We start from the raw sequence: 25569 nt of genomic DNA on the forward strand, positions 1-25569 counted from the left end.
AGCGCAACCTATGCAACAACGCCTCGCTGCACGAGCTCGCGAGCAAGCTTGAGGTAAGCCTCAGAAGCGGCGTTCGTTGGTGCGTAATCAAGCACAGATTTTGCGGCGATCTGCGCGTCTGGAAGCTTCACGGTACGACCGATAACGGTGTCAAACACCTGATCACCGAAGGTGTCTACTACGCGTTCAAGCACCTCGCGAGCGTGCAGGGTACGCGGGTCGTACATGGTCGCGAGAATGCCGTCGAGTTCGAGCGCCGGGTTCAACCGGTCGCGCACCTTGTCGATGGTTTCAACAAGCAAGGCGACGCCGCGCAGGGCAAAGTATTCACAGGCAAGTGGGATCAGTACGCCGTGACTTGCGGTGAGCGCGTTGACCGTGAGCAGGCCGAGTGAGGGCTGGCAGTCGACCAGGATTACGTCGTAGTCGTTGGCCACCTTGCGCAGCACGCCAGCGAGGATCTGCTCGCGGGCGACCTCGCTCACCAGATGCACCTCAGCGGCACTGAGGTCGATGTTCGCTGGGATAACGTCGAGCCCGGGTGTCCCGGTGTGCTGAATCGCCTCGTGCGGGTCTTTCGCGTGGCCGAGCATCAGATCGTAGATGGTGACCACGTCGTGTGCTGGCACGCCAAGGCCAGCCGAAAGAGCGCCTTGCGGGTCAAAGTCAACCGCAAGCACGCGCCTGCCATATCGGGCAAGGGCAGCAGCAAGGTTGATCGTGCTAGTGGTTTTACCGACGCCGCCCTTTTGATTGCACATCGCAATAATTCGAGCGGGACCGTGTCGCTCGAGCTTTGGGGGTGCCGGAATGATGCGTTCTGGTCGACCGGTAGGACCGATTTCAACCTGATTCGCAGTGCGCTTCGCCACCTCGACGCCCCTTTCGCGGACTTCAGTTACGTTAACGCTCAATCCTATCGCGCAGACCGATAGATCACTTCCCCAAGAATTCTTGGTTGCGAGTCAAGCGCCTTGCTGTGCCGCAAGGCCACTACTCGGTCGGTGGTTCCAGGGTGCGGGTGAGCTCATCAAGCAGCGATTGAATCTGCGGCTCAACGAACCGCTGCACCGCAGCCTGAACACGTGGACGGTGGACAGCCAACGCAAAACACATACGCTGCCCGATGTCTTGCGCATAACGATCGGCGAGTTCAATCTCAACTCGAATTCGTCGCTTTTCTTCTTGGCTGAGGGGTGGCCGGGGTAGTGGAGGCTCCGGCTTTGTTTGTTCGGCAAGCTCAGCCATTGTGAACAAAAATGGCTGTTCTTCGTCGCTCTCGGGATCAAGATCGACACCCTCGTATTCGGGGTCAAGACCAGAACCCGGCTCAAAACCTCCGGCATTCCAGATTTCCTCACCCGTCAGTTCTGCGTGCAGAGTGGGCAGTTCATGTTCGGTGTAGTTGTCAACGGCACGGTCAATGATCCGCTGCATTCTGCTGACAAGCGCGTGTGAAACCTGATGTGGCACATCTGTATCAAGGCCGGCCGCTGCAAGCACCGGAGAGCCCGTGCACCGACGGCACATCCGTGAACGACCACGGTGCGTACCCGGAGACCAGCTTGGCAACCAGCGCAGCCAAGAATCTACTGCGCTACTCACCCTGCCAATAATTGGATCGGGCGCGTCCGTTACTCCGCGATCTTCGGCGTTCACGAACGATCACCCCGGAATGGTCCGCCCTCGTCCGAGCCGCCAGAGCCCTCAGGACCGCCGGAACCATCAGAACCATCAGAACCATCAGAACCATCGGGATCCGAGCCGCGGCCGTCATCATCGTCGCGCAGCCAGGGATCATTGGCCGTGTTCGCCCAGTCTGGCCCTTCTTGCTCCCCACGCTTCTCCCACGGCCACTGTGGCGCAGGTCGATCGGTGTACACGCGCCGCAGCAACAAAGACCACGCAATCAGCACCGCCAACGCCAACGCAATCGCAAGCGACAGGGAATACGGGCTCAACCAAGTGTCATGAAGAGAAAGCCCCACCGCCATACCGAGCAGGCACCAAATCAGGTAGCCACCAATTGAGGCAAGCAGCAGATGGGTCAGCGACAACGAGCGTCTGCCTCGCAAGAGCAGAATCGACTGCGACCAGAGCACACCAGTAAGCAGCACCAGGCAACTCAGCACCGGCAGTACCGTCGCTCCATAGCTGATACCCGGCGTTGAAACGGGCCCGCCGTCTGTCGCAAGCGCAATAAACGACCACGCCGCAAGCATGATCGAAAACGCAACAATAACCACCGCGGAGATGAGTCCGCGAACGTATCCGCGGGTCACTCCTCTGCGGTGGCTATCGGTCACGGCTGTGTCGTCCGGGCCTCAGCCAAAGCGTTTTCGTACTCTTCGATCGCTTCAGCATTCTGACGCTTCACACGACGCCCGCGAGCGCCAACCCAAGCACCGAACCAAACAGTCACCTCACGCGCCACAATGGCGGCGATAAGCACTGGAAGAATCAGGCCATACTCACCGAGCAGAGCACCCGGCTGCAGGCTCACAATCTCACCAGCGAAGCGATCATTCAGGGCGTAGCCGAGCAACGCGGCGCCCCAGGTAAAGGCTGCCACCAACAAACCGAAGATGGCGTAGACCCACCAACCTGCACGTCCGCCGATAAGCACCAAAATCGTGAAGCCGATGAAGAACCCGAGGGCGGCAGCACCAAAACCAATGTTCACGACCCAGGGCATCAGTCCCTGGCTAAAGAACGTTGATGGTGGGAAGCTGGGCGCCAACCAGAGCGCCAAGCCACCAGCAAAAACAGCAGCGAACGAGACCGTTGCAAGCAGAGCGATAAGCACACCGGCACCGCGGTTGCCGCGAATCTCTGGCGGCATTGGCGTCTGCATGTAGAGAGCCGCCATCGGGTGATCAGAGCTGATCCGAATTTCGCCATCACGAATCGGTGGCAATTCGTTGTCTGTGACGGTTTCTGGCGTTGGATCGCCAACAGTTTCTACCAGGGCAGCGTCTTCAGAGGCTTCTTCAGTTTTCTCTTCGGTATTCGCGGCAGCACCCATGAGCACTGCACGCTGAGCTGTGCCGGCAGGTGGGTGCGAAGCAAAAATCTCTTCTGCACTCATCTGTGCACCGGCGCTTGGCGTTTCTTTCGCCGCTGCAATCACTGGCCGCTCTGATGTCGAAGTCGACTCGGCAGAAGCATCAGTGGTCGCACCTTCACCACTCGCCTCCCCTGCTGTCTCTGCCGAGGGAGCAGATACCTCTCCGGCGCGCTCAACAGCAGCGAGTACCTGTGTTTCGGTGGTCTCGTCTTGCTCGACGGGTGAACCCGCCTGCTCGCGATCTTCGCTCATCGCACTCCCTCAATTCCTTGCGGTGCCTCCCTCTGAGAATTTCAGACAAAGACACGTATCTGCCGCCAGCGTACTTGCTGCGCCGCGCAGGGCAATGCAAATGCGAAGAGTGTCGCCGAAAATGACGACACTTCTGGTATGCCACCCGGCATCGCATTCGGAGGCGCTTGGCGATCCAACGCTAAAAACGCCAGCGGGGCCGCCCGAAACCGAAGTTTCGTGACGGCCCCGCCGGGTATCAGAAGGTGATTACCTACGAGTAATCGCTAGGACCAAGGCGCTCAAAGCAAAGCATCGCTTTGCGCGCCGTATGTCCTAAGGCCGCCTCGGCCGAAGCTGTCAAAGCCCGGCCGAGGCAGGTGATTACCTACGAGTAATCGCTAGGGTTGAACTCTTCTGCGGTGAATGCGTCGTAGTCAACGAACGAGAGGTCGTTCTCGTCGAAGCCAGCGTCGGTTGCGAAGAGACGGCTTGGGTAACGCTCAGCCTTTGCTTCTTCGGTTGCCTCGACGTCGACGTCACGGTAGACGCTCAGGCCCGTACCAGCCGGGATGAGCTTACCGATGATGACGTTCTCCTTGAGACCGATCAGCGGATCCTTCGATCCCTCCATCGCAGCCTGGGTGAGCACGCGAGTGGTCTCCTGGAACGATGCAGCCGACAGCCACGACTCGGTCGCGAGCGAAGCCTTGGTGATACCCATGACCTCTGGACGAGCGGTAGCGGCACGCTTGCCGTCAACCAGTGCTTCGCGGTTGATGCGCTGGTAACGTGCGCGGTCAACGAGCTCACCTGGCAGCAGATCGGTCTCGCCGTGGTCGACCACGGTGACCTTACGCAGCATCTGGCGAACGATGACCTCGATGTGCTTATCGTGGATCGGCACACCCTGTGAACGGTACACACCCTGCACGCCCTCAACGAGGTACTTCTGCACTGCGCGCTCGCCTGGGATGTGCTTGCCACCCTCGCTCGAGCCGACCTGAAGGATGTCCTTCGGGTCAAGCGTGCCCTGCAGGAATGGCTGACCGAGCTCAACGTGGTCACCGTCTTCGACGATGAGCGTTGCACGCTTCAGCACTGGGTAGGCCTTCTCTTCGCTGCCATCGTCTGGCGTGAGGAGAATACGACGAGCCTTCTCAGTGTCTTCGATAGTGATGCGACCAGCAGCTTCAGCGATTGGCGATGCACCCTTAGGGGTACGCGCTTCGAAGAGCTCCTGAACACGAGGCAGACCCTGGGTGATGTCGTCAGCCGAAGCCGAACCACCGGTGTGGAAGGTACGCATGGTCAGCTGGGTACCAGGTTCACCAATCGACTGTGCAGCAATAATGCCCACTGCTTCGCCGATGTCAACACGCTGGCCGGTTGCGAGCGAGCGGCCGTAGCAGGTCGCACACACACCAACAGCCGACTCACAAGTGAGCACTGAGCGAACCTTGATTTCGGTGACGCCGGCAGCCACAAGGCTGTCGATGAGCACGTCGCCAACGTCGCTTCCTGCATCAGCGATGACGTTGCCCTTAGGGTCGGTCACTGCTGCAGCAAGGGTACGTGCGTAGACCGAGTTCTCGACGTTGTCGTCGCGAACCAGGGTGCCGTTAGCATCAGCTGCCGCGATTGGCAGTTCGAGGCCACGGGTAGTGCCACAGTCTTCTTCGCGAATGATGACGTCCTGTGAGACGTCAACCAGACGACGAGTCAGGTAACCCGAGTCAGCGGTACGCAGAGCGGTATCTGCCAGACCCTTACGCGCACCGTGGGTCGCGATGAAGTACTCTGCCACCGACAGGCCCTCACGGTACGAGTTAATGATCGGGCGAGGAATAATTCCACCCTTTGGATCGCTCACCAGACCACGCATACCCGAGATGTTACGGATCTGCAGCCAGTTACCACGAGCACCTGACGAGACCATACGGAAGATGTTGTTGTCTTCTGGGTATGCGTCGCGCATGGCGGCAGCAACTTCGTCGGTTGCTTCGGTCCAGATCTCGACGAGCTCGGTGTGACGCTCGGCATCGGTGATCAGACCCTTGTCGAACTTCTTCTGCACTGCTGCAGCAGCCTTTTCGTGGTCTGCGAGGATCTGAGCCTTGCCAGCAGGGGTCACGATGTCGCTGAGTGCAACGGTAACGCCCGAGCGGGTTGCCCAGTGGAAGCCCGCGTCCTTGATGCGGTCAAGAGTCGCAGCGACCTCAACCTTCGGGTAACGCTCAGCGAGGTCGTTGACCAGGCCTGAGAGGCTGCCCTTGTCGGCAACACGCTCGAAGTACGGGTAGCTCGCTGGGAGCGCCTCGTTGAACAGTGCACGGCCAAGGGTGGTCTCAACAACTACTGGACGCTCGTTGGTTACGCCCGAAGCGTCGGTGTAACCGGTCAGACGAATCTTGACCTGAGCACCAAGGTCGAGGGTGCCCTCGTCCATTGCGAGGATTGCCTCAGAAACCGAACCAAAAGCACGACCCTCACCAGCCGAACCAACCTTCACCGTGGTGAGGTGGTGCAGACCGATGATCATATCCTGCGAAGGCAGGGTCACTGGGCGGCCGTCCGAAGGCTTCAGAATGTTGTTCGAAGCGAGCATCAGCACACGTGCTTCAGCCTGTGCTTCAACCGAGAGCGGCAGGTGCACAGCCATCTGGTCACCGTCGAAGTCAGCGTTGAACGCAGCACATACGAGTGGGTGCAGCTGGATCGCCTTGCCCTCAACAAGCTGAGGCTCGAAGGCCTGAATGCCGAGGCGGTGCAGCGTTGGTGCGCGGTTCAGTAGAACTGGGCGCTCGCGAATGATCTCTTCGAGAACATCCCAAACCTCGCTACGTGCGCGCTCAACCATGCGCTTAGCAGCCTTGATGTTCTGTGCGTGCGACAGATCGATCAGGCGCTTGATAACGAATGGCTTGAACAGCTCGAGAGCCATGTCCTTTGGCAGACCACACTGGTGCAGTTTGAGCTGAGGACCGACAACGATAACCGAACGACCCGAGTAGTCAACACGCTTACCAAGCAGGTTCTGACGGAAACGACCCTGCTTGCCCTTGAGCATGTCGCTGAGCGACTTCAGTGCACGGTTGCCGGTGCCGGTAACTGGGCGTCCACGACGACCGTTATCGAACAGCGCGTCAACAGCTTCCTGGAGCATACGCTTCTCGTTGTTCACGATGATCTCTGGCGCGCCAAGATCAAGCAGACGACGCAGACGGTTGTTGCGGTTGATCACACGACGGTAGAGGTCGTTCAGGTCTGAGGTTGCGAAGCGGCCACCGTCGAGCTGCACCATTGGGCGAAGCTCAGGTGGGATCACTGGGACAACATCGAGAACCATAGCTGCTGGGCTTGCGCCGGTCTGCAGGAATGAGTTCACAACCTTCAGACGCTTGATCGCACGGACCTTCTTCTGGCCCTTGCCCTCAGAAATCTGGAGGTGCAGCGAATCGCTCTCTGCGGCCAGATCGAATGCCTCAAGACGCTTCTTGATTGCTTCGGCACCCATGTAGGCCTCGAAGTAATCACCGAAACGGTCCTGCAGCTCAGCGAATGCGGCATCTTCTGGCTTCAGATCGCCAACCTTCAGGTTGCGGAAATCGTCCCAGACGCGGTGCAGTGCTGCAATGTCATCGTCGTAGTTCTTACGGATGCCAGAGAGTTCCTTCTCGGCCGATGCCTCAGCGCGGCGGCGCTGATCAGCTTTCGCACCCTCAGCTTCGAGTGCGGCCAGATCCTGCTCTGCCTGCTGCTGACGCTGAGCAATCGCGAGGTCACGCTGCTGCTCAAGGCTCGAAATCTCGAGGCGAAGTTCTGCCTCAAGCTCGCCCATATCTTCGTGACGGCCCTCTTCGTCTACGTCGATCACCATGTAGGCGGCGAAGTAGATGACCTTCTCGAGATCCTTTGGTGCCATATCAAGCAGGTAACCAAGGCGGCTTGGCACACCCTTGAAGTACCAGATGTGAGTCACAGGAGCGGCAAGCTCAATGTGACCCATGCGCTCACGACGAACGCTCGACTTGGTGACCTCTACGCCACAGCGCTCACAAACGATGCCCTTGTAACGGACACGCTTGTACTTGCCACACGCGCACTCCCAGTCACGGCTTGGGCCGAAGATCTGCTCACCGAACAGACCATCTTTCTCTGGCTTCAGCGTGCGGTAGTTAATGGTCTCAGGCTTCTTGACCTCGCCGAACGACCAGCTGCGGATGTCCTCAGCGGTCGCGAGACGGATCTGAAGCTCGTTAAAACTCGTACCCTCGAGCAATTTTTCTCCTTGGGGAATAAGACTTATTTAAAGAGAGGCTGATGTCGCACTGTGCTCACGCTTTGCCGGGTTTCGCCGGTTATTCGCTCGCACAGTGCGTTATCAACTCAGATCTCGTCGATTGACGAGGTCTCGAAACGGGATGAGAGGTTAATGCCCAGCTCTTCCGCAGTGCGGTGAGCTTCGTCATCGTTGTCACGCAGGTTCACCGCGCGACCGTCTGCGCCGAGAACCTCGACGTTCAGGCAGAGCGACTGCATTTCCTTCATCAGAACTCGGAACGACTCAGGCACGCCTGGCTCGGGGATGTTCTCTCCGCGCACGATTGCCTCGTAGACCTTCACACGGCCCAGGATGTCGTCAGACTTCACCGTGAGCAGCTCCTGCAGTGCGTATGCGGCACCGTAGGCCTCGAGTGCCCAAACTTCCATCTCACCAAAGCGCTGGCCACCGAACTGGGCCTTACCACCGAGTGGCTGCTGGGTGATCATCGAGTATGGACCCGTCGAACGTGCGTGGATCTTGTCGTCGACAAGGTGGTGCAGCTTCAGGATGTACATGTAGCCGACCGACACTGGGTACGGGTAGGGCTCGCCTGAGCGACCGTCGAAGAGACGAGTCTTACCGCTCGAGTCGATCAGACGATCACCATCACGGGTTGGCAGAGTCGAGTCAAGCAGACCCTTAATCTCTTCCTCGCTCGCGCCGTCGAACACTGGAGTTGCAACCTTGGTGTTTGGTGCAGCCTCAAGCGCCTCAGCGTTCAGCTTCGAAGCCCACTCTGGGTTCCCCTCAACCTTCCAACCCTGCTTGGCAATCCAGCCAAGGTGGGTCTCGAGTACCTGACCGAAGTTCATTCGGCCTGGGATACCCAGTGGGTTCAGGATCACGTCGACTGGAGTTCCGTCTGCGAGGAACGGCATGTCTTCAACAGGAAGGATCTTCGAGATAACACCCTTGTTGCCGTGACGGCCAGCAAGCTTGTCGCCCTCGGTGATCTTACGCTTCTGCGCGATGTAAACAACCACGCGCTGGTTCACACCTGAACCGAGCTCGTCGTCGTTATCGTTCTCTGCGTCGAATACCTTTACGGCGGTAACGGTACCCGAGACACCGTGTGGCACCTTCAGCGAGGTGTCGCGAACTTCGCGGCTCTTCTCGTTGAAGATTGCGCGCAGCAGGCGCTCTTCGGCCGAAAGCTCGGTCTCGCCCTTCGGGGTGACCTTACCGACGAGGATGTCGCCTGGGCGAACCTCAGCACCGATACGAATGATGCCACGCTCGTCGAGATCCTTCAGGGCCTCCATGCTTGCGTTTGGCAGATCACGGGTGATCTCTTCCTTACCAAGCTTGGTGTCGCGGGCGTCAACGTCGTATTCCTCAATGTGGATCGACGAGAGGGTGTCGTCCTTCACCAGATTCTGGCTCAGGATGATCGCATCCTCGTAGTTGTGGCCTTCCCACGGCATGAACGCAACGAGCAGGTTCTTGCCAAGTGCAAGCTCACCGTTCTCGGTTGCTGGACCGTCGGCGATAACTTCGCCAGCCTCAATACGCTCACCGGCGCGAACGATCACGCGGTGGTTGTAGTTGGTGCCCTGGTTCGAACGGTCGAACTTGCGCATGTAGTAGCTCTTGGTGCCACCCTCATCAAGGTCGATGGTGACTACGTCTGCTGAAACATCAGCAATCACGCCCGACTTCTCAGCGGTAATCACGTCGCCAGCATCGATGGCTGCGAAGCCCTCCATACCGGTACCAACCACTGGCGACTCGCTGCGCACGAGTGGCACAGCCTGTCGCTGCATGTTGGCACCCATGAGTGCGCGGTTCGCGTCGTCATGCTCGAGGAATGGAATCAGCGAGGTAGCTACCGACACCATCTGGCGTGGCGAAACGTCCATGTACTGGATGCGGCCCGCATCGACCATCTGCACCTCGGCGCCACGTGGGCGAGCGAGGACCTGCTTGTCAGCGAACTTGCCGTCCTTGTTGAGCGGTGCACCAGCCTGCGCGATGAGGAACTCGTCTTCTTCGTGCGCGGTGAGGTAATCGACCTGATCGGTGACGGTGCCGTCAACGATGCGACGGTATGGCGTCTCGATGAAACCGAAAGCGTTGATGCGCGCGAAGGTTGCGAGCGCACCAATCAGACCAATGTTCGGGCCTTCCGGAGTCTCAATCGGGCACATACGTCCGTAGTGCGACGGGTGAACGTCTCGAACCTCAACGCCTGCGCGGTCACGTGAGAGACCACCTGGGCCGAGGGCCGAGAGACGACGCTTGTTGGTCAGACCGGCGAGCGGGTTGTTCTGATCCATGAACTGCGAGAGCTGCGAGGTTCCGAAGAACTCCTTGATCGCTGCCAGCACTGGGCGGGTGTTGATCAGGGTGTTCGGCGTGATCGCCTCGATGTCCTGAGTCGTCATGCGCTCGCGGACGACGCGCTCCATACGGCTGAGGCCGGTGCGCACCTGGTTCTGAATGAGCTCGCCAACGGCGCGGATACGACGGTTACCGAAGTGGTCGATGTCGTCGGTGTCGAGGCGAAGGTCGATTTCCTTGCCATCACGCATACCTGGCAGAGTCTCGGTGCCTGCGTGCAGGCCAACGAGGTACTTGATGGTTGCGACTACGTCTTCGAGTGTGAGCACCGAGTCGGTGATCGGTGCGTCGATGCCGAGCTTACGGTTGATCTTGTAACGACCAACCTTTGCCAGGTCGTAGCGCTTCGAGTTGAAGTAGCTGTTGTCGAGGAGAGCGCGGGCAGCCTCGATTGCTACCTGCTCGCCTGGACGCTGCTTGCGGTAAATGTCCTTGAGCGCCTCTTCCTGAGTGGTGACGCCGTCTTTCTCAAGGGTTGCCGCGATTGACTCGTAGCCTGCGAACTCTTCAAGGATCTCTTCAGTGGTCATACCGAGTGCCTTCAGGAACACGGTTGCCGACTGCTTACGCTTACGGTCGATACGAACGCCGACCTGATCGCGCTTGTCGATTTCGAACTCAAGCCATGCACCACGGCTTGGGATCACGCGTGCGGTGAAGACGTCTTTATCGCTCGTCTTTTCCTGAGCACGCTCGAAGTACACACCAGGGCTACGAACGAGCTGCGAAACGATGACGCGCTCGGTGCCGTTGATGATGAAGGTGCCCTTGTCCGTCATGATGGGGAAATCACCCATGTAGACGGTCTGGCTCTTCAGAACCTGAGTCTCGGTGTTGTAGAACGCAGCCTCTACGTAGAGTGGAGCGGAGTAAGTCTTGCCGCGCTCCTTGCACTCTTCGATCGAGAACTTCTGCTCGTCGAGAATCGGGTTCTCGAACGAAAGCTGCATCGTGCCAGCGTTGTCTTCAATCGGTGAAATCTCGTCAAAGATCTCTTCGAGGCCACTCTTCAGGGCGATATCATCGCGCCCTGCCTTCTGAGCCTCGACGACACGCTCTTTCCACGTGTCGTTACCGACGAGCCAATCGAAGCTCTCAAGTTGCAGCGCAAGAAGGTTCGGCACCGTAAGGGTGTCGCTAATCTTGGCGAACGAGAGCCGCTGGTGGGCACGACCGTTCTTTGGTGAATGGGTGGGAGTTGCGTTGCGCGCAGCAGCCAAGGAAACTACCTCCATGGGCCCCGTCGGGCCGTCTGACCTGGTATAGCGGTGAAGGCTTCGAGCGGCTCGTGAAATAGGAACAACGAGCACAATGGCCGACCGCAATATGAAGGCACACAGAAAATTCGAAGCGCAGCTATCAACTGTAACTCATTTACTAGTTACTGACAAGCGCTTTCGGCTTCGAATCTTGACCGGAAACACTCGTCGCATTTTCCACCGCATATATATACGCATCATTTGGATACAAGAAGCAGTCTGAGCGCTGGATCAATCGCCGCCACTCAGCGCCTTCTACGCTGCTTCGGCGTACTCTTAGGGGTATGAATGAGCAGAACACGGCAACCCAGGGTGAAGCGGCGGCAGAGACCATTATCTTCGGTGCCGATTGGTGCGGCGATTGCCGTCGCGCAAAACGCGTGTTCGACAGCGCCGGAGCGTCATATCGTTACGTTGATCTGGTCGCAGACCCGGATGCCGCCGAGGTCGCTCGCGATATCAGCGGTCGCACCAACATTCCGGTGATTCTCTACACCGATGGCAGCCACCAGGTGGAACCCTCAAACGCTGATATGCAGCACAAGATCGACGAACTTGGCCTCGCTTCAGGCAGCCAGGGCGCCTCGGCGTGAGGCTGCCCGACCCGATCACATTGAGCTCGGGCCTCACTGCCGAAATCGAAGAAGACCGCTGGGTACCTGGGGCGATCCAACTTGTCGTTGATGGCACCCCGCAGTCACACGTAAACCTGCGCGACCCAAGCGAAGTGTTTTTTGAGTACATTCGCCGCATCTCGCACGCCATCGACCTATTTCGTACACCCGGCGAGCCGATCTCTGCACTGCACTTGGGTGGTGGCGCTTTCACGCTGCCTCGTTATGTCGAGGCGACAAGGCCCGGCAGCCGGCAGCAGATTGTTGAACTTGAAAGCACACTTGTCGACCTCGTGCGCGAGGCCGCTCCCCTGCCAAAACGCGCCAGCATCAGGGTGCGCCACGGCGACGCTCGTGCGGTACTCGGAAAACTTCCGCAGGGCATGCTCGGTGCCATCGATCTTGTCGTGGTAGATATTTTTGCGGGTTCTCGCACGCCCGCTCACGTTTCAAGCGTTGAGTTTTATGAACTGATCGCGCCCTTGCTCGCACCCGACGGTCTGGTTGTGGTGAACACCACCGATGGCAGCGGTCAAACGTTCACTCGCGGTCAAGTTGCCACGCTTGCCTCGGTGTTTGGCACGGTTGCTGCTGTCGCCGAACCTCAGGTGCTCAAGGGGCGAAGGTTTGGCAACGTGGTGTTGCTTGCTGCGAGCCCATTGGGAGACGAGGATCGCGCGCGTCGCGCGCCCGCCGATCCCTCGTCAATTGGAGAACTCGATTGGCTGCCCCGTCTGCTTGCCGGCGGCCCTCACCCTGCCAGAATGCTGGTTGGTCGGGAGCTTGCCGATTGGATGAAAAACGCGAAACCGGTCACTGACGCCGAGGCGGTGCAAAGCCCGGAGCCCCCGGCAGAGATCTTCGGACGTGGCTGAGCTCAATCGCGTTCGGGTGTGGGCTGAGTCGCTGATTCGCCTGCATCTCGACCCGCTGCACGGCGAAGGCAGTTGGAGTTTCGGCTTCGACCATGCCAAGCGACGGGCTGGTCTGTGCAACTACACCGCCAAAAAGATCACCGTTTCGCGCCACCTCGCAGCAAAGTTTGATGACGATGAAATTCATCAAATTCTGTTGCACGAGGTTGCGCACGCGATCGCGGGCTCTGCCGCAGCTCACGGCCCCGAATGGAAGCGTATCGCCCGGGAAATTGGCTATGTTGGCGAGCGCACCCACGACGGCGAGATTGCGCATGAACTCGCGCCGTGGATCGGCCGCTGCCCTGCCGGGCATGAGCATGCGCGCTTTCGCGCGCCGAAGCGCGAGAGTTCGTGCGGCAAGTGCTCGCGCTCGTTTTCGCGGGCGCACCTGATCAGCTGGCAGAAACGGTCGAATTCACTCGCTTGAGTTGAAGCTACGGTTTCTGCGTGCGCGGCAGTTAGCTCTCAAAAGACGCAGCCCACTCCTGAACTCGCTGCGCGCTCTCAGCCTCTGAGAGATCCTCGATGCGAGTCATTACCGACCACCGCACACCGAAGGGATCTCGAATGCTGGCGAAGCGATCCCCCGAAACAAAATTGCTCGGTGCCTCGCGCACCGTTGCACCGGCAGCGACCGCTCGCCGCACCGTCTCGTCAACGTCTGTTACGTAGATGCCCATCGAGTAGCAGTCGTCTTCTCCTACTGGGCCCGCGACCAGGTGATAGTCGGGCATTGGTTCGCCAAGTTGCAGGTGCCCAACACCAAAGTCAAGTTCTGCGTGGGCGACGATGCCACCCATTTCAGTCACATCAACCACACGCGCGCCAAAAATATCGCGGTAGAACTTGATTGCGTTGGCCGCATCTGGGAGAGCGAGGAAGGGTGTAAGCGAGCTTGAGCCGTTAGGCCTGCCATTCGTGGTGTGCTTACCGTTGGCTGCGGAATAGTGTTCAGTGTTCATGGCAAAAGCGTAAAATCAGGGTGAGTCTGCTGGCTAGAACATTTGCGCCAGCTTGCCGCACACTCGCGGCATCAAACACAGTCAGGTGCGTCATGAGCGATCAAGAACGCGGCGTTCTCTATCCGAGTCAATTGCCCGAGTTTCATCGTTATCTTCCAGATGAGGGCAGCGCCTACGCCGTGCGCTGGTTTTGGCTGCCCGAGTGGAATCTCGCGCCTGGCACGTCATCTCGGCAGGAGGTGTTGCCCTTTCCCGCGAGCAATTTTACGGTTGAGGGTGAGAGTGTGACACTTGTTGGTCCACCGACACAGCGCTCCTACCGCTTGCTTGAGGGGCGCGGCTGGTGCGTTGGCGCGCTGCTTCGACCGGCCGCCGCATACGCAATCGCGCAGCAGCATGCCGGCGATACCGGCCTTTCTGGTCTTCGCGATCAAAGCCTCAGCCTCGTAATCCCGGAGCTTGCACCCGCAGTCTCTGCAATTATGAGCAACGAGGACCGCCCTGCTGAGGAGCGCAGAGCACTCGCAGTGCGAGAACTCAGTGATTTTTTGCTCGGCACTGTAGAACCGCCCGCTCCGGGGTCTGAGGCCGCGCTTGCAAATCATCTTGAGCAAGTGCTTGGCGATCCAGCGCTTATTCGAACTGATCAACTGCCGGATCGTTTACCGGCGTCACTGCGAACTCTGCAGCGGGTTGCTGAGCGGTATTTTGGCGTGCCGCTGCATGCGATGATTCGGCGGCGACGGCTTCAAGAGTCGGCGGCCAGGCTGCGCACCGAAGCTGGGCTCAATCTCGCAGCCCTCGCAACCGAGCTGGGGTATGCCGATCACGCGCACTTCAGCAAAGACTTTCGGGCGTTTCTGGGCAAGACTCCGAGCGAGTATCGCGCCCAATCGTTTGCCTCGTAAAGCGCAATACAAAAGCGGCGACAGGATGCCGAGCATCTTGCCGCCGCTTTCATTCAGCTTTGATCTAGCGACCCGAGCCCTTCAGCGATCCAACGGTGTCACCCGCGGTGTCATACACGAAGCAGACAACCTCGCGATCACCCTGCGACCATGAACCCGAGGTTGGGGTCATTGGCCAGAAGTCGAGCGCGCTTTCCTCGTAGCTCGAGCCTACGAAGGCTTCGAACTCGGGCAGGCATTTGTCCATCGCTTCGGTGTTGATTGCGTCTTCGCCTGGGAAGTCGCCGTCTGCAACCTTGTAAGCGAAGAAGGCCTCGTCGCTGTGCGACTCTGCGCAGGGCACGACAGGCAGGCTTGAGATCTGGCTACCTGCGCTGTTGGTGTCTACGCAGTCGCCAACACGAATGGCAAACACATCTGCGTTGTCCTGCTTTTCGGTGACTTCACCGGTGGCTGCGTCGCGCGAGGGCGCCGAGCTTGGCATGAACTGGTTCAGCATTGAGCAGCCGGTAAGTCCGAGGGCGCCCAGGGCGAGGGTCGAAGCCGCAACAATACGGAGGGTGCGGGCAATCGTCTTCTCTTGAATCATCAAGTTTGTCCTTCAAATGTGTATCACTCAGTGGCACAAGGCCAGTCAGTAGCACGACTTGAAGACAGGTCAGACGCCGACCAGCCTTGATTTTCCACACACAAGTATGACATTGGTGCTGCCCGGTTGAGGCAAATCAACCAAATGTTCGTATTTTGAACATATATTCCGTGGAAAATTCGCTAGATCAGCAGCCCACCGAAGCAAGCGCTTGTCTCAGCAGCTTTCCACGACCACCCGCCAACTCAGCAAGCGTGCCAGGCGCAAGCGCCTCGTCGGGAGACATCCACGTCATCTCAAGCGCATCCTGCCGTGGCTCACACGAGCCTGTGACCGGAACCACAAACACCAGCGACACCGCATGCTGACGCTCATCGATGTACGGCGAGACACCCGGCAATGGGAAAAACTCTGCCACCTGAGCCGGAATCGGAGACGCCGGAATCAGCGGAAAAGCCATCGAACCAAGATCGTTCTCAAGATGACGAAACAGCGCATCACGCAGCGTCTCACCATAACGAACACGACCGGCAACAAGCGCCCGAGTCATCACGCCCTCGGGAGTCGAACGCAGCAGCAGACCAACCTCATTCACCTGCCCCTGACCATCAACCCGGACCGGCACAGCCTCAACGTAAAGAATTGGCAGTCGGCCGCGAACAAAAGCAAGCTCGTCTTCGCTCAGCCAGCCAGGATTCGTGTTTATCGGCGGGAGATCCTCGGGATCAATCGGTTCAGGCAAGTCTGCGGTGTCGATGGCCATAGCTGTTATTCTCCCCCATCGATTGCTGTTTGAGCTGAAGCATTCGATGAAAGATCTGGCGATACTTTTTGCGAAGGATCCGCCAGAGCAAGCGGCGCAGACCCCGTCTCCGGGCGCATACTCTGCGTTCTCATCACCTCATGCAGCATGGCGAACTCCGCGCCGGGCACCGCAGCGAAATAGTGCGGTGCAAGATGACTCTCGGCCGCTGGAACGGCCTGGCCCCCGCGATACCCCGTAAAAACTCCACCGGCCCTGCGAATAATGTAGGCACCGGCAGATACATCCCACGGGCTCGTCTCAAATGAAATAGTCGCGTCAACCCACCCGGCAGCAACCCAAGCAAGTGCAATGCAGGTGCTGTGCAGACCGCGAATCTGACCAAAGTTCTGGGTAATCTCGGCAAATTGCGAAAGTGCGAGCTCTGGCCGATATGCCAAATCACGAGCTAACGGAAAATTCAGCGCAAGCGTAGCCTGAGCCGGCACGGTGTACCCCCAACTGCGCATTGGGCGATCCACCGCTGCCCCGGGCACCCGGGTATCTCGCAAAAATGCTCCGCGCTCATCGGCCCAGAACAACTGCGCATTCGCTGGATCAAAAATCACCCCGGCTATCAACTCGCCATCAAGCGCAACCCCAATACTGATGGCCCACAAAGCGATCCCTCGCGCAAAGTTCGCGGTGCCATCAATCGGATCAACAAACCAGCTCAACCGCCCTACACCCGCGACCGCCTCATTCTCTTCGCCGATAATGCTCGAGTCCGGGTAAGCAGCAAGAATCGCCTCACGGATATAGCTCTCACAGGCCCCGTCGTAATGAGTCACCAGATCGTGCATATCGCTCTTCACATCGATCTTCAGGTCACGTGCACGAAACCCCTGCAAAGCAATCTCACCAGCGCCAAGCGCAGCCCGAATCGCAACCTCGGTAGCCCGCTGAAACTCACTCATACCTCGAGCGTAGCGCGCACAATTGCCGCTTGTCTGACCGCGCTTGATCGCTCCGGGCGAGCGAGGAACGCGCCCACGCACAACCGCCGAGCATGCCGAAAGGAATAGACTGGGCCGTTGGCAGGTTCTAACGCAGAGCGTTGCAGGTTATAACGCAGAGAACGAGTTACGAAAGCTTGGTGCGATGACAGTGAAGGTAGCCCTCGCGGGCATTGGCAATTGTGTGAGTTCGCTCGTACAAGGAGTCGAATACTACAAGGGAGCCGCAGACGACGCTCAGGTGCCAGGCCTGATGCATGTGCGTCTTGGCGGTTATCACGTCTCGGATCTGCAGTTTGTTGCCGCTTTCGAGGTTGATGCCGACAAAGTTGGCAAAGATCTGAGCGAGGCAATCTGGGCCGGACACAACAACACCATCAAGTTCTCAGACGTACCGGCCCTCAACGTGCCGGTACTGCGCGGACCAACCCTCGACGGGCTCGGCGAGTACTACCGCGACGAGGTCGAAGAATCTGAGGCAACACCCGTTGACGTGGCACAGGTGCTGCGCGACTCAGGTGCCGATGTGCTCGCTTGCTACCTGCCGGTCGGCAGCGAAGAAGCAGTGAAGTTCTACGCTCAGGCCGCGCTTGATGCTGGCGTTGCCTTTGTGAACGCGGTACCAGTATTTGTAGCGAGCGACCCAGAGTGGGCTGCCAAGTTTGTCGAAGCCGGGCTTCCCATCGTCGGTGACGACATTAAGAGCCAGGTTGGCGCTACCATCACACACCGCGTGATGGCACACCTGATGGAGAGCCGCGGTATTGCGCTCGACCACACCTACCAGCTCAATGTTGGCGGCAATATGGACTTCAAGAACATGCTTGAGCGCAAGCGCCTGAAGTCGAAGAAGATTTCAAAGACTCAGGCAGTCACCTCAAATATTGAGGTGGATCTACCAGAGGGTGATGTGCACATCGGCCCAAGCGACCATGTGCCTTGGCTTGAGGATCGTAAGTTCGCGTTTGTGCGACTCGAGGGCCGCGGCTTCGGCGATGTGCCAATGAGCCTTGAGTACAAGCTTGAGGTTTGGGATTCACCAAACTCGGCGGGCACCATGATCGACGCCATCCGCAGCGCGAAGGTCGCGAAGGACCTCGGCCAGGCTGGCCCAGTCGAGGCCGCCTCGGCGTATTTCATGAAGTCGCCACCTGTGCAGAAGGCGGATCACATCGCTCGTGAAGAGCTTGAAGCTTTTCTTGATCTAGCTTCGAACTAGCTTCGATCCAGCTTCGAACTAAGCGATTATGGCCGGTGGCCAGTCTGCGCACGCCTCTGGTGTGTGCGGCCTAGCCGCCGGCCATTATTGTTGCGCACTGATTGCGCTTCGCTTCAGTTTCGCTCGCGAATGCACTGGGCCTTGGATCAACGGCCCATGCGTCGCTGACGACTTGAGTAGTCACGCAGCGCGCGCAGAAAGTCAACCTCGCGCAGGTCCGGATAAAGCGCCTCAACAAAGTAGAACTCACTGTGCGCCGACTGCCAGATCATAAAGTCACTGAGTCGCTGTTCTCCCGAGGTACGGATCACCAAGTCAGGATCCGCCTGGCCACGAGTCCAGAGGTGCTCACCAATCATCTCGGGAGTAAGCCGATCAGCCAGCGTCTCGATTGTGCCGCCAGCCTCGCGGTGCTCAGCAATCACGCTGCGCATCGCGGCAGTAATCTCACTGCGTCCGCCATAACCGACAGCAAGATTAATGTGCAAGCCGGTGCGGTCTGCTGTGCGTTCCTCAGCGATGGCCAGCGCATCACTCAGCTCTGCCGGCAAGCCCTCACAACTGCCAACATGCTTCACGCGCCAATCAGCGATCTCAGTCAGGCCAATTGCAAGTTCAGAGATGATGCCGAAAAGATCAAGCAACTCCTGATTATCCCGGCCCTTGAGGTTGTCACTCGAAAGCAGATAGAGCGTTACAACTTTTACACCAGCGTCTTCGCACCAGTGCAAGAATTCTGGGATCTTGCGTGCGCCCGCGCGATGACCAAAGGCCACACGCTCTTGCAGGCGCTGCTTCGCCCAGCGACGATTGCCGTCAACGATTACCGCAATATGGTGCGGAACATTCGCTGGATCGACCTCTCGCCGAAGACGTCGCTGGTACAGCTTGTACAGCGGTCCGGGTCTCGGCTCCGTGCGGTCGGGGTTCACTTAGCTGAGTGTAGTGCGTTTGGGTGTGCAGAAGCTCAGTAACATTGCACAAATTCACCCCCGCGAGTGTCGCGAAGGAATCCTCTCCCTCCGAAAGTGAGTTTGTCGGTACATATCGACAAAGCTGTGGCGCAGATTCGTACGGCAACCCTCTCGACCTTGCCGTGCACCGCAGGTAGGCTCGGCCCATGGCACAGCACGATGATGAATTTCGGTTCCTAAAAAGTGACGCGGCTCAAGTTGGCTACACCGGTGAACTACCGGAAGTGCGCCGTGTCAGCGTAGAAGTCTCAGACGGCCGCAAGGTCTCTGCCCTGCAATTCTCACCAGAATCAGCCCCGCAGATCGTGTTTCTGCATGGAGTAGGGCTGAACGCTCACGGCTTTGATCCGGTGGCGCTCGCGCTCGGAGTGCCCGCGATATCAATCGATCTGCCCGGGCACGGCCACAGCGACTGGCGCAGCGACGCAAATTACCGCCCCGACTACCTAGCCGCAGATGTGCTGCTCGCGCTGGATCAGCTCGCACCAGAACCGTTCTACCTTGTGGGCCACTCACTCGGCGGTCTCACCTCTGCCGTGCTGGCAGCTCAATTGGGTGATCGTATCAAGGGCCTGGCGATCCTCGACATCACCCCCGGCATTGTTCCGCAGAGTGATGCCGGAGACATCAACGATTTCATCTCCGGCAAACGGGCCTTCGCAAGCCAAGAAGAAATGGTTGATCGCGCAATTGAGTACGGCATTGGTGAAGACCGTGCCGCACTCACACGGGGCGTCGCACTCAACTCTCGTTTGCGTGAGGATGGGCAGTGGGAGTGGGCTCACCATTTCGCTCACATCACAGCGGGCCCTATGGAAAACCTTGGTGAAGGCAAACCATTTGCAGCGCTCTGGGCGCCCCTCGTGTATCTGAGCAAACACAAACTCCCCATCGTTTTGTTCCAAGCCAGTGATGGGCTGGTAGGCGAAGAGCTCGCGGCCGAATGGCGCGAAATGCTGCCCGATGCAAAGCTCGTTTTGCTGCCTGGCCTGCACAATCTCCAAGAGAGTTCACCAGTCGAACTTGCTGCGGCGCTCGCCGAGACTTTTTTCGGAAAGTAACAAGACGTTAACAAGGTGTTCTGCGAGAAGACATTCGCTCAAAAGGCGCGTAATCTCGGCTGGGACGCCCGAGCATCGCCGCCCGCCGTCTATGTATTTTTGCGCGCGGCAGAGTGCCGCGCACGACCCGAGGAGCCACTTCAGTGACCGAGTCAAACACGAGCGCCCCAGCTGAGGCGCCCGAGTACCGCAAGCGTGGACGATCGAACAAACCGCTTTTCGTCACGCTCGCAATTGTTGTCGCCGCTGCCGTGATTACGGCGCTGGTGTTCTGGCTGGGCAACCGCTCCTCAGACACCCAGGTGCCTCCAACGAATGGCACCACCAAGCAGATCGTTGTCGGCCTGCAGCTTGAACCAAGCAATCTCGACATTCGCACCACCGGTGGTGTTGCGCTCGACCAGATTCTGGTTGATAACGTCTACCAGGGCTTGATTGGTCTGCAGTCTGGCACCGTCGATACCTATGTTCCGGTGCTCGCCGAGAGCATGCCAGAGCAGAGTGACGACGGGCTCAGCTACACCTTCACGCTGCGTAAGGGCGTAAAATTCGCTTCGGGCAATGAACTCACCGCAGATGACGTAGTTGATTCGCTCAGTGCCGCCGAAGGTCCAGCGTCATTGAGCACTGCGCTCGGCGCACCAGTCACCGTCACTGCGCCAGACGCTCTCACCGTTGAGGTCACACTTTCAGCACCTAACAGCCAGTTGCTCTGGCACCTCGCCAATCGCCCAGGCCTCGTATTTGAGACTGCTTTTGAAGGCGACCTGGCAAGCACCAGCAATGGCACCGGCCCTTTTGTTGTGAAGCAGTGGAAGCAGGGTGACAGCATCACCTTCGACACCAATGCAAACTACTGGGGCAAAAAGCCAGCTGTTGACAGCGTTGTCTGGCGCTACATTCCAGACGGCAACGCCGCTGTGAACGCTGCGCTCGAGGGTGATCTCGATGTACTCGCACCAGTGCTCTCAAACATGGTGTCGCAGTTCGAAGGCTCAGACTTCAAGATCGAGCACGCGGCAAGCACCGATGTCTTCACCCTTGGTTTTAACACCAAGAAGGCACCACTTGACGACCCTCGCGTACGCCAGGCACTCTCTATGGCGATTGATGGCGATTCGATGGTGGCCGCGTTCTATGGCGACGGTAAGCCTCTCGGCGGACCAATCACCGATCTGGAACCTGCTTACGAAGATCTGAATTCGGTGCATCCATACGATCCAGAGGCTGCGAAGGCTCTCCTTGCAGAAGCCGGGGTCGAGAACCTCGAACTCAGTGTCACGATTCCAAACTTCTACGGCACCGACGCAATTAACCAGGTCGTTACTCAGTTCGCAGCTGTGGGCGTAAAACTCAACGTGAACTCAGTTGAGTTTGGCACCTGGTTGAGTGACGTGTATTCGGCTCCTGAAGACGGAAGCATCCGTGACTTTGATCTGAGCTATGTGAATCACGCTGAGCCAAACGATTTTGTGAACTACGCGAACCCTGACTACTACTTCGGATACAACAACCCGAAGGTGCAGGAACTCTACGCGCAGTCGATTGCGGCGACCGACCCAAGCGAGGCTGTAAAGCTCGTCAAGGAAGCCGCCAAGATCGTGTCAGAGGATGCGCCTGCAAAGTGGCTCATCAACTACACGCCAGCAAACGCCATTGCGAAGCACGTGCAGGGTTTCCCGACGAGCAACACGAACTCGCGAATTAACCTTGCCGACGTATCCGTCTAAATTTGTGCAGTAATTCGCTCCCTGGTGACACAACGCATCACCAGGGAGCGAATTCACTACATACAGACAAGTAAGATCGAGGAATGAGCCGCTTTCTCGTCGTCAGGCTGCTGACGCTTCTCGCGGGACTCTTATTAGCGAGCCTCATTATTTTTCTGTCGCTTCGGCTGCTGCCAGGCGACGTCGCGCAGGTCATCGGTGGCACCTCTGCGTCAGCGGCCCAGGTCGACGCTATTCGCGAACGGCTTGGCCTCGACCGTCCGCTCCCCCTGCAGTACTTTGACTGGCTCGGTGGCATCTTCACCGGACAGCTCGGCAACTCAATCGTCTCGGGTACCTCAATCGCAGCTGAGATTGCGCAAAAGGCCCAGGTAACCGTGCCGCTCACGCTCTACTCGCTTGTAGTCGCCCTGGTTGTGGCACTGCCCCTAGGTGTTTTCACGGCGTATCGCCGCAATGCGCTACCCAGCCGCATCATCTCGGTGCTCGGCGTAGTCGCAGCCGCGGTACCAGCAGTCTGGGCGGGTTTGCTCGGCATTATGCTGCTCTCGACCTGGCTGGGCCTCTTGCCCGCTCAGGGATTTCCTCGCGACGGATGGGCCGACCCGATGGCGGCGCTGCGCTCGCTGACTCTGCCCGCGCTCACGATCGGCCTCATCGAAGGCGCTATTTTGTTCCGTTTTGTGAAGAGCGCAACCCTCAATGCGATCGGCGCTGAACACGTGCGGACCGCGATGTCGCGTGGCTACACCCGCTTCGGAGCACTTATCAGACACGGTCTTCCGGGCGTTGGCCTCTCAGTCATTTCAATTCTCGGCCTGCAGGTTGCCGGTCTTCTTGTGGGTGCCGTGGTGATCGAGCAGCTATTTAGCTTGCCCGGCCTCGGCCGCATGCTCGTCGTCGATGTCGGCCAGCGTGATCTCATCAAGGTACAGAGCACGCTCTTTGTGCTCACGGCTGTGATTCTTGCGCTCGGCGCATTGATCGATGTTATGCACCGGGTAGTCGACCCGAGACTTCGGGTGGAAGAACAATGAGCACGCAGCAATCTAGAAGCACGCTCGGGCTGCTCTGGCGTTCGCCACGCGGGATCTTCGCACTCTCAACGCTTGGTCTCCTCGCGCTGACCGCACTCGTCTCACTCTTTTGGCTGCCGGTAGACCCAAACCACGCCAATATTTACCAGGCTTGGGATGCACCTTCGGCTGCGCATTGGCTCGGCACAGATAATAGCGGCCGAGACATTGCCTCACGCCTGATTGCTGGGAGTCAAGTCACGGTGCTTGTGGTGCTCGGTGCTGCCGCGGTTTCAAGTGTGATCGGCCTATTGCTTGCGATTTTGTCGGGCCTTGGCCCGCGTCCGCTCCGCGAGCCGCTGATCATTCTGATCGACGTGCTGATCGCCTTCCCCACGCTGTTGCTCGCGATCATGCTCACCGCTGTTTTTGGCAGTGGCATTCCAGTGATCATCGTCTCGGTGGGCATCGGTTTCGGTGTACAGATCGCCCGCGTTGTCAGGGCCGAACTTCGTCAGATCGGCGCCGAAGATTTTGTGCTTGCAGCTCGCGCAGCTGGGCTCTCACGCTGGCAGATCCTGCGTATGCATCTCTTGCCGAATGCTGCACCGGTTTTTGTGGTGCAGCTTTCGCTGTGCATGGGTCTTGCGATTCTTGCCGAAGCTGGCCTCAGCTTTTTGGGTTTTGGGGCGCCAGCCGATGTGCCTTCTTGGGGCCGAATGTTGCAGGAGTCGCAAGCGTTCATCTCGGTGCATCCGCTCGTAGTGCTGTGGCCGGGCATCACTATCACTGTGACCGTGCTCGCGTTCTACTTGCTTGGTGACGCCCTGCGCGAGGTGATGGATCCGCGTTTGCGTTTCGCGCGGCCGCGCGTAAAAGGCAAGGAGGCCAACCGTGCCGAATAACACTTTGGTGGCAACTGCCAGCGCGCCCCCGCTTGAAGTGAACGGGCTCAGCGTGTCGATGAATGGCACGCCACTGTTGCACGATGTTTCGTTCTCGCTTGCTCCGGGCGAGCGGCTTGGCTTTATTGGCGGTTCTGGGTCGGGTAAAACGCTTACTGCGCTCGCAATTTCGGGGCTGCTCCCTGAAGAAGCAGAGATCAGCGGATCGATCAGACTTGGCAATATTGAACTTGTTGGTCGACCAGATGCCGAAATTGCTCCCCTTCGTGGCGATCAGATCGGCATGGTGTTTCAAGAGCCCAAAACAGCGCTCAACCCGCTGCACCGTCTTGGCCGTCAAATGACTGAGGCCCTCGCGCTGCACTATTCGCTGTCTAAAGCAGAGCGTCGTCAGGCTGCGCTTCGACTTGCCGCTAAGGTGGGGCTGCGCGATCCCGAACGTATTGTGCGCGCTTACCCGCACGAGGTGAGCGGCGGCCAGCGCCAGCGCGCAGCGATTGCCGCTGCAATCTCGGCAAGGCCCGGTCTATTGCTTGCAGATGAGCCGACAACAGCTCTTGATGTGACCGTGCAGCGAGGTGTGCTGGAGTTGTTTCGGGAACTCACCGTGGCAGACGATACCTCGCTCGTGTTTATTACTCATGACCTCGCAGTGATGGCAGAGGTTGCCGAGCGGGTGCTGGTGTTCGATCATGGCCGCGTGGTTGAAGACGGTACGGTCGCACAGATCCTTGCGGCTCCAAATCATCCTGTCACTCGGGCCCTGATTCGTGCGGCGGGAGGTGACTCATGAGGAACCACACCCTCAATGAGGGCCCACTGATTGAGGCGAAGGGGCTCTGCAAGTACTACCGGGTGCCGTCAACGAGTCTGTTTGGCAAGGCGACCATAAGCCGCGCTCTCGAAACCGTAGATGTTGCTGTGCAGCGCGGCGAAAGCGTTGCGGTTGTCGGTGAGTCTGGTTCGGGCAAAAGCACACTACTGAAGCTGTTGCTTGGGCTCAGCAGGCCAAGCGAGGGTGAGGTGCGTTTTGACGGCATGCTGGTCGACAGCACAAGCGACCGATTGTTGTGGCTACGCCGACGAACGGGCATAGTTTTTCAAGATCCCTACTCTTCGTTCAACCCGAGACGCACAATTGGGCAGACTGTGGCTGAGCCGCTGATTGCGACCCAGGCGCCCGGTGATCATCGGGCAGCTGTGGTGAGCATGCTTGACCGCCTTGAGTTGCCCGCTGGATCGGCGGATCGTTATCCTCATGAATTCTCTGGTGGGCAGCGCCAGCGTATTGCCTTGGCGCGCGCGCTCGTGCACGGGCCGGAGCTTTTGGTCGCAGATGAGCCGGTGAGCGCACTTGATGTGCTTGTGCGCGGGCGCTTGCTTGATCTGCTTTCTGAATTACGCGATGAACTGGGTCTCACACTGATTACGGTGACTCATGATTTGGCTGTGGTTCCTCGGGTGGCTGACCGTATCGCGGTGATGCAAGACGGCAAGATTGTCGAACGGGGTGACGTTGACACTATTTTTTCGAACCCCAAAGAGTTGTACACCAGGGAACTTATTGAAGCGCTGCCCCGACTCCCCTAATTGAACCGCTGGGCTGCTCGGTTGTTCGGTTGTTCAGCTGTTCGGCCCCGTATGTTGTGAACTCGGAGCCGCAAATTTCCTCCTGTATCTGGGCCTCTCTGC

The 25569-nt window shown here is 58.6% G+C and carries 22 protein-coding genes; 11 read left to right on the forward strand and 11 right to left on the reverse strand.

Annotated features, from left to right (window positions below; all coding sequences use genetic code 11):
- Positions 1–8: 8 nt before the first annotated feature.
- The 6 genes from QBL02_RS00685 to QBL02_RS00710 all read right to left on the reverse strand — a co-directional run bounded on the left by QBL02_RS00685 (position 9) and on the right by QBL02_RS00710 (position 11185).
- Positions 9–872, reverse strand: a complete 864-nt coding sequence (locus QBL02_RS00685) for a ParA family protein (RefSeq protein ID WP_282724425.1) — start codon at positions 870–872, stop codon at positions 9–11.
- 121 nt (positions 873–993) lie between these two features.
- Positions 994–1659: a spermidine/putrescine ABC transporter substrate-binding protein gene (locus tag QBL02_RS00690; RefSeq protein WP_282724426.1), complete on the reverse strand. Its 666-nt coding sequence runs from the start codon at positions 1657–1659 to the stop codon at positions 994–996.
- Complete coding sequence (locus QBL02_RS00695) at positions 1656–2306, reverse strand: hypothetical protein (RefSeq protein WP_282724427.1); 651 nt, start codon at positions 2304–2306, stop codon at positions 1656–1658. The genes QBL02_RS00690 and QBL02_RS00695 overlap by 4 nt, the downstream gene beginning before the upstream one ends.
- Complete coding sequence (locus tag QBL02_RS00700; protein ID WP_282724428.1) at positions 2303–3319, reverse strand: hypothetical protein; 1017 nt, start codon at positions 3317–3319, stop codon at positions 2303–2305. The genes QBL02_RS00695 and QBL02_RS00700 overlap by 4 nt, the downstream gene beginning before the upstream one ends.
- A 367-nt stretch (positions 3320–3686) precedes the next feature.
- Entirely contained in the window at positions 3687–7580 is a 3894-nt protein-coding gene (locus QBL02_RS00705; protein WP_282724429.1) for a DNA-directed RNA polymerase subunit beta', read from the reverse strand.
- Positions 7581–7687: 107 nt separating this feature from the next.
- Positions 7688–11185: a DNA-directed RNA polymerase subunit beta gene (locus QBL02_RS00710; RefSeq protein WP_282725254.1), complete on the reverse strand. Its 3498-nt coding sequence runs from the start codon at positions 11183–11185 to the stop codon at positions 7688–7690.
- Positions 11186–11508: 323 nt separating this feature from the next.
- Between QBL02_RS00710 and QBL02_RS00715 the strand changes: the two genes are divergently transcribed.
- The 3 genes from QBL02_RS00715 to QBL02_RS00725 are packed head-to-tail and all read left to right on the forward strand — an operon-like array spanning position 11509 to position 13182.
- Positions 11509–11817: a glutaredoxin domain-containing protein gene (locus tag QBL02_RS00715; protein WP_282724430.1), complete on the forward strand. Its 309-nt coding sequence runs from the start codon at positions 11509–11511 to the stop codon at positions 11815–11817.
- A gap of 2 nt (positions 11818–11819) precedes the next feature.
- Complete coding sequence (locus QBL02_RS00720; RefSeq protein ID WP_282725255.1) at positions 11820–12713, forward strand: fused MFS/spermidine synthase; 894 nt, start codon at positions 11820–11822, stop codon at positions 12711–12713.
- Positions 12706–13182 carry a SprT-like domain-containing protein gene (locus tag QBL02_RS00725; RefSeq protein WP_282724431.1) on the forward strand — a complete coding sequence of 159 codons (477 nt, stop codon included), beginning with the start codon at positions 12706–12708 and terminating at the stop codon, positions 13180–13182. Before QBL02_RS00720 ends, QBL02_RS00725 begins: the two co-directional genes overlap by 8 nt.
- A 31-nt stretch (positions 13183–13213) precedes the next feature.
- Here QBL02_RS00725 and QBL02_RS00730 read toward each other — a convergent pair whose 3' ends face one another.
- The gene (locus QBL02_RS00730; protein WP_282724432.1) at positions 13214–13717 is read right to left on the reverse strand and encodes a VOC family protein; all 504 of its coding nucleotides are present in this window, start codon (positions 13715–13717) and stop codon (positions 13214–13216) included.
- 92 nt (positions 13718–13809) lie between these two features.
- Between QBL02_RS00730 and QBL02_RS00735 the strand changes: the two genes are divergently transcribed.
- Positions 13810–14625: a helix-turn-helix domain-containing protein gene (locus tag QBL02_RS00735; protein WP_282724433.1), complete on the forward strand. Its 816-nt coding sequence runs from the start codon at positions 13810–13812 to the stop codon at positions 14623–14625.
- A 64-nt stretch (positions 14626–14689) separates the two neighbouring features.
- On the opposite strand, the gene QBL02_RS00740 is transcribed toward QBL02_RS00735, so the two are convergent.
- From QBL02_RS00740 to QBL02_RS00750, 3 genes are all read right to left on the reverse strand, one after another.
- The gene (locus tag QBL02_RS00740) at positions 14690–15214 is read right to left on the reverse strand and encodes a septum formation family protein (RefSeq protein ID WP_282724434.1); all 525 of its coding nucleotides are present in this window, start codon (positions 15212–15214) and stop codon (positions 14690–14692) included.
- Positions 15215–15401: 187 nt separating this feature from the next.
- Positions 15402–15977 (reverse strand): NUDIX hydrolase family protein, encoded by a 576-nt coding sequence (locus QBL02_RS00745; protein WP_282724435.1) that lies wholly within the window; start codon positions 15975–15977, stop codon positions 15402–15404.
- Positions 15978–15982: 5 nt separating this feature from the next.
- Positions 15983–16933: an inositol monophosphatase family protein gene (locus QBL02_RS00750; protein WP_282724436.1), complete on the reverse strand. Its 951-nt coding sequence runs from the start codon at positions 16931–16933 to the stop codon at positions 15983–15985.
- A 184-nt stretch (positions 16934–17117) separates the two neighbouring features.
- Between QBL02_RS00750 and QBL02_RS00755 the strand changes: the two genes are divergently transcribed.
- Positions 17118–18191: an inositol-3-phosphate synthase gene (locus tag QBL02_RS00755; protein ID WP_282724437.1), complete on the forward strand. Its 1074-nt coding sequence runs from the start codon at positions 17118–17120 to the stop codon at positions 18189–18191.
- Positions 18192–18337: 146 nt separating this feature from the next.
- Here QBL02_RS00755 and QBL02_RS00760 read toward each other — a convergent pair whose 3' ends face one another.
- Positions 18338–19123 carry an isoprenyl transferase gene (locus QBL02_RS00760; protein WP_282724438.1) on the reverse strand — a complete coding sequence of 262 codons (786 nt, stop codon included), beginning with the start codon at positions 19121–19123 and terminating at the stop codon, positions 18338–18340.
- A gap of 188 nt (positions 19124–19311) precedes the next feature.
- Between QBL02_RS00760 and QBL02_RS00765 the strand changes: the two genes are divergently transcribed.
- The 6 genes from QBL02_RS00765 (at position 19312) to QBL02_RS00790 (ending at position 25467) form a co-directional block, all read left to right on the forward strand.
- Complete coding sequence (locus QBL02_RS00765) at positions 19312–20226, forward strand: alpha/beta hydrolase (protein WP_282724439.1); 915 nt, start codon at positions 19312–19314, stop codon at positions 20224–20226.
- A gap of 143 nt (positions 20227–20369) precedes the next feature.
- Positions 20370–21956 (forward strand): ABC transporter substrate-binding protein, encoded by a 1587-nt coding sequence (locus QBL02_RS00770; protein WP_282724440.1) that lies wholly within the window; start codon positions 20370–20372, stop codon positions 21954–21956.
- An 83-nt stretch (positions 21957–22039) separates the two neighbouring features.
- Positions 22040–22993: an ABC transporter permease gene (locus tag QBL02_RS00775; protein ID WP_282724441.1), complete on the forward strand. Its 954-nt coding sequence runs from the start codon at positions 22040–22042 to the stop codon at positions 22991–22993.
- Complete coding sequence (locus QBL02_RS00780) at positions 22990–23877, forward strand: ABC transporter permease (RefSeq protein ID WP_282724442.1); 888 nt, start codon at positions 22990–22992, stop codon at positions 23875–23877. The genes QBL02_RS00775 and QBL02_RS00780 overlap by 4 nt, the downstream gene beginning before the upstream one ends.
- On the forward strand, positions 23867–24670 hold the full coding sequence (locus QBL02_RS00785; protein ID WP_282724443.1) for an ABC transporter ATP-binding protein: 804 nt from the start codon (positions 23867–23869) through the stop codon (positions 24668–24670). The genes QBL02_RS00780 and QBL02_RS00785 overlap by 11 nt, the downstream gene beginning before the upstream one ends.
- On the forward strand, positions 24667–25467 hold the full coding sequence (locus QBL02_RS00790) for an ATP-binding cassette domain-containing protein (RefSeq protein WP_282724444.1): 801 nt from the start codon (positions 24667–24669) through the stop codon (positions 25465–25467). The genes QBL02_RS00785 and QBL02_RS00790 overlap by 4 nt, the downstream gene beginning before the upstream one ends.
- Positions 25468–25569: the final 102 nt, after the last annotated feature.

The organism is Leucobacter sp. UT-8R-CII-1-4 (assembly GCF_030010235.1).
Lineage (GTDB): Bacteria > Actinomycetota > Actinomycetes > Actinomycetales > Microbacteriaceae > Leucobacter.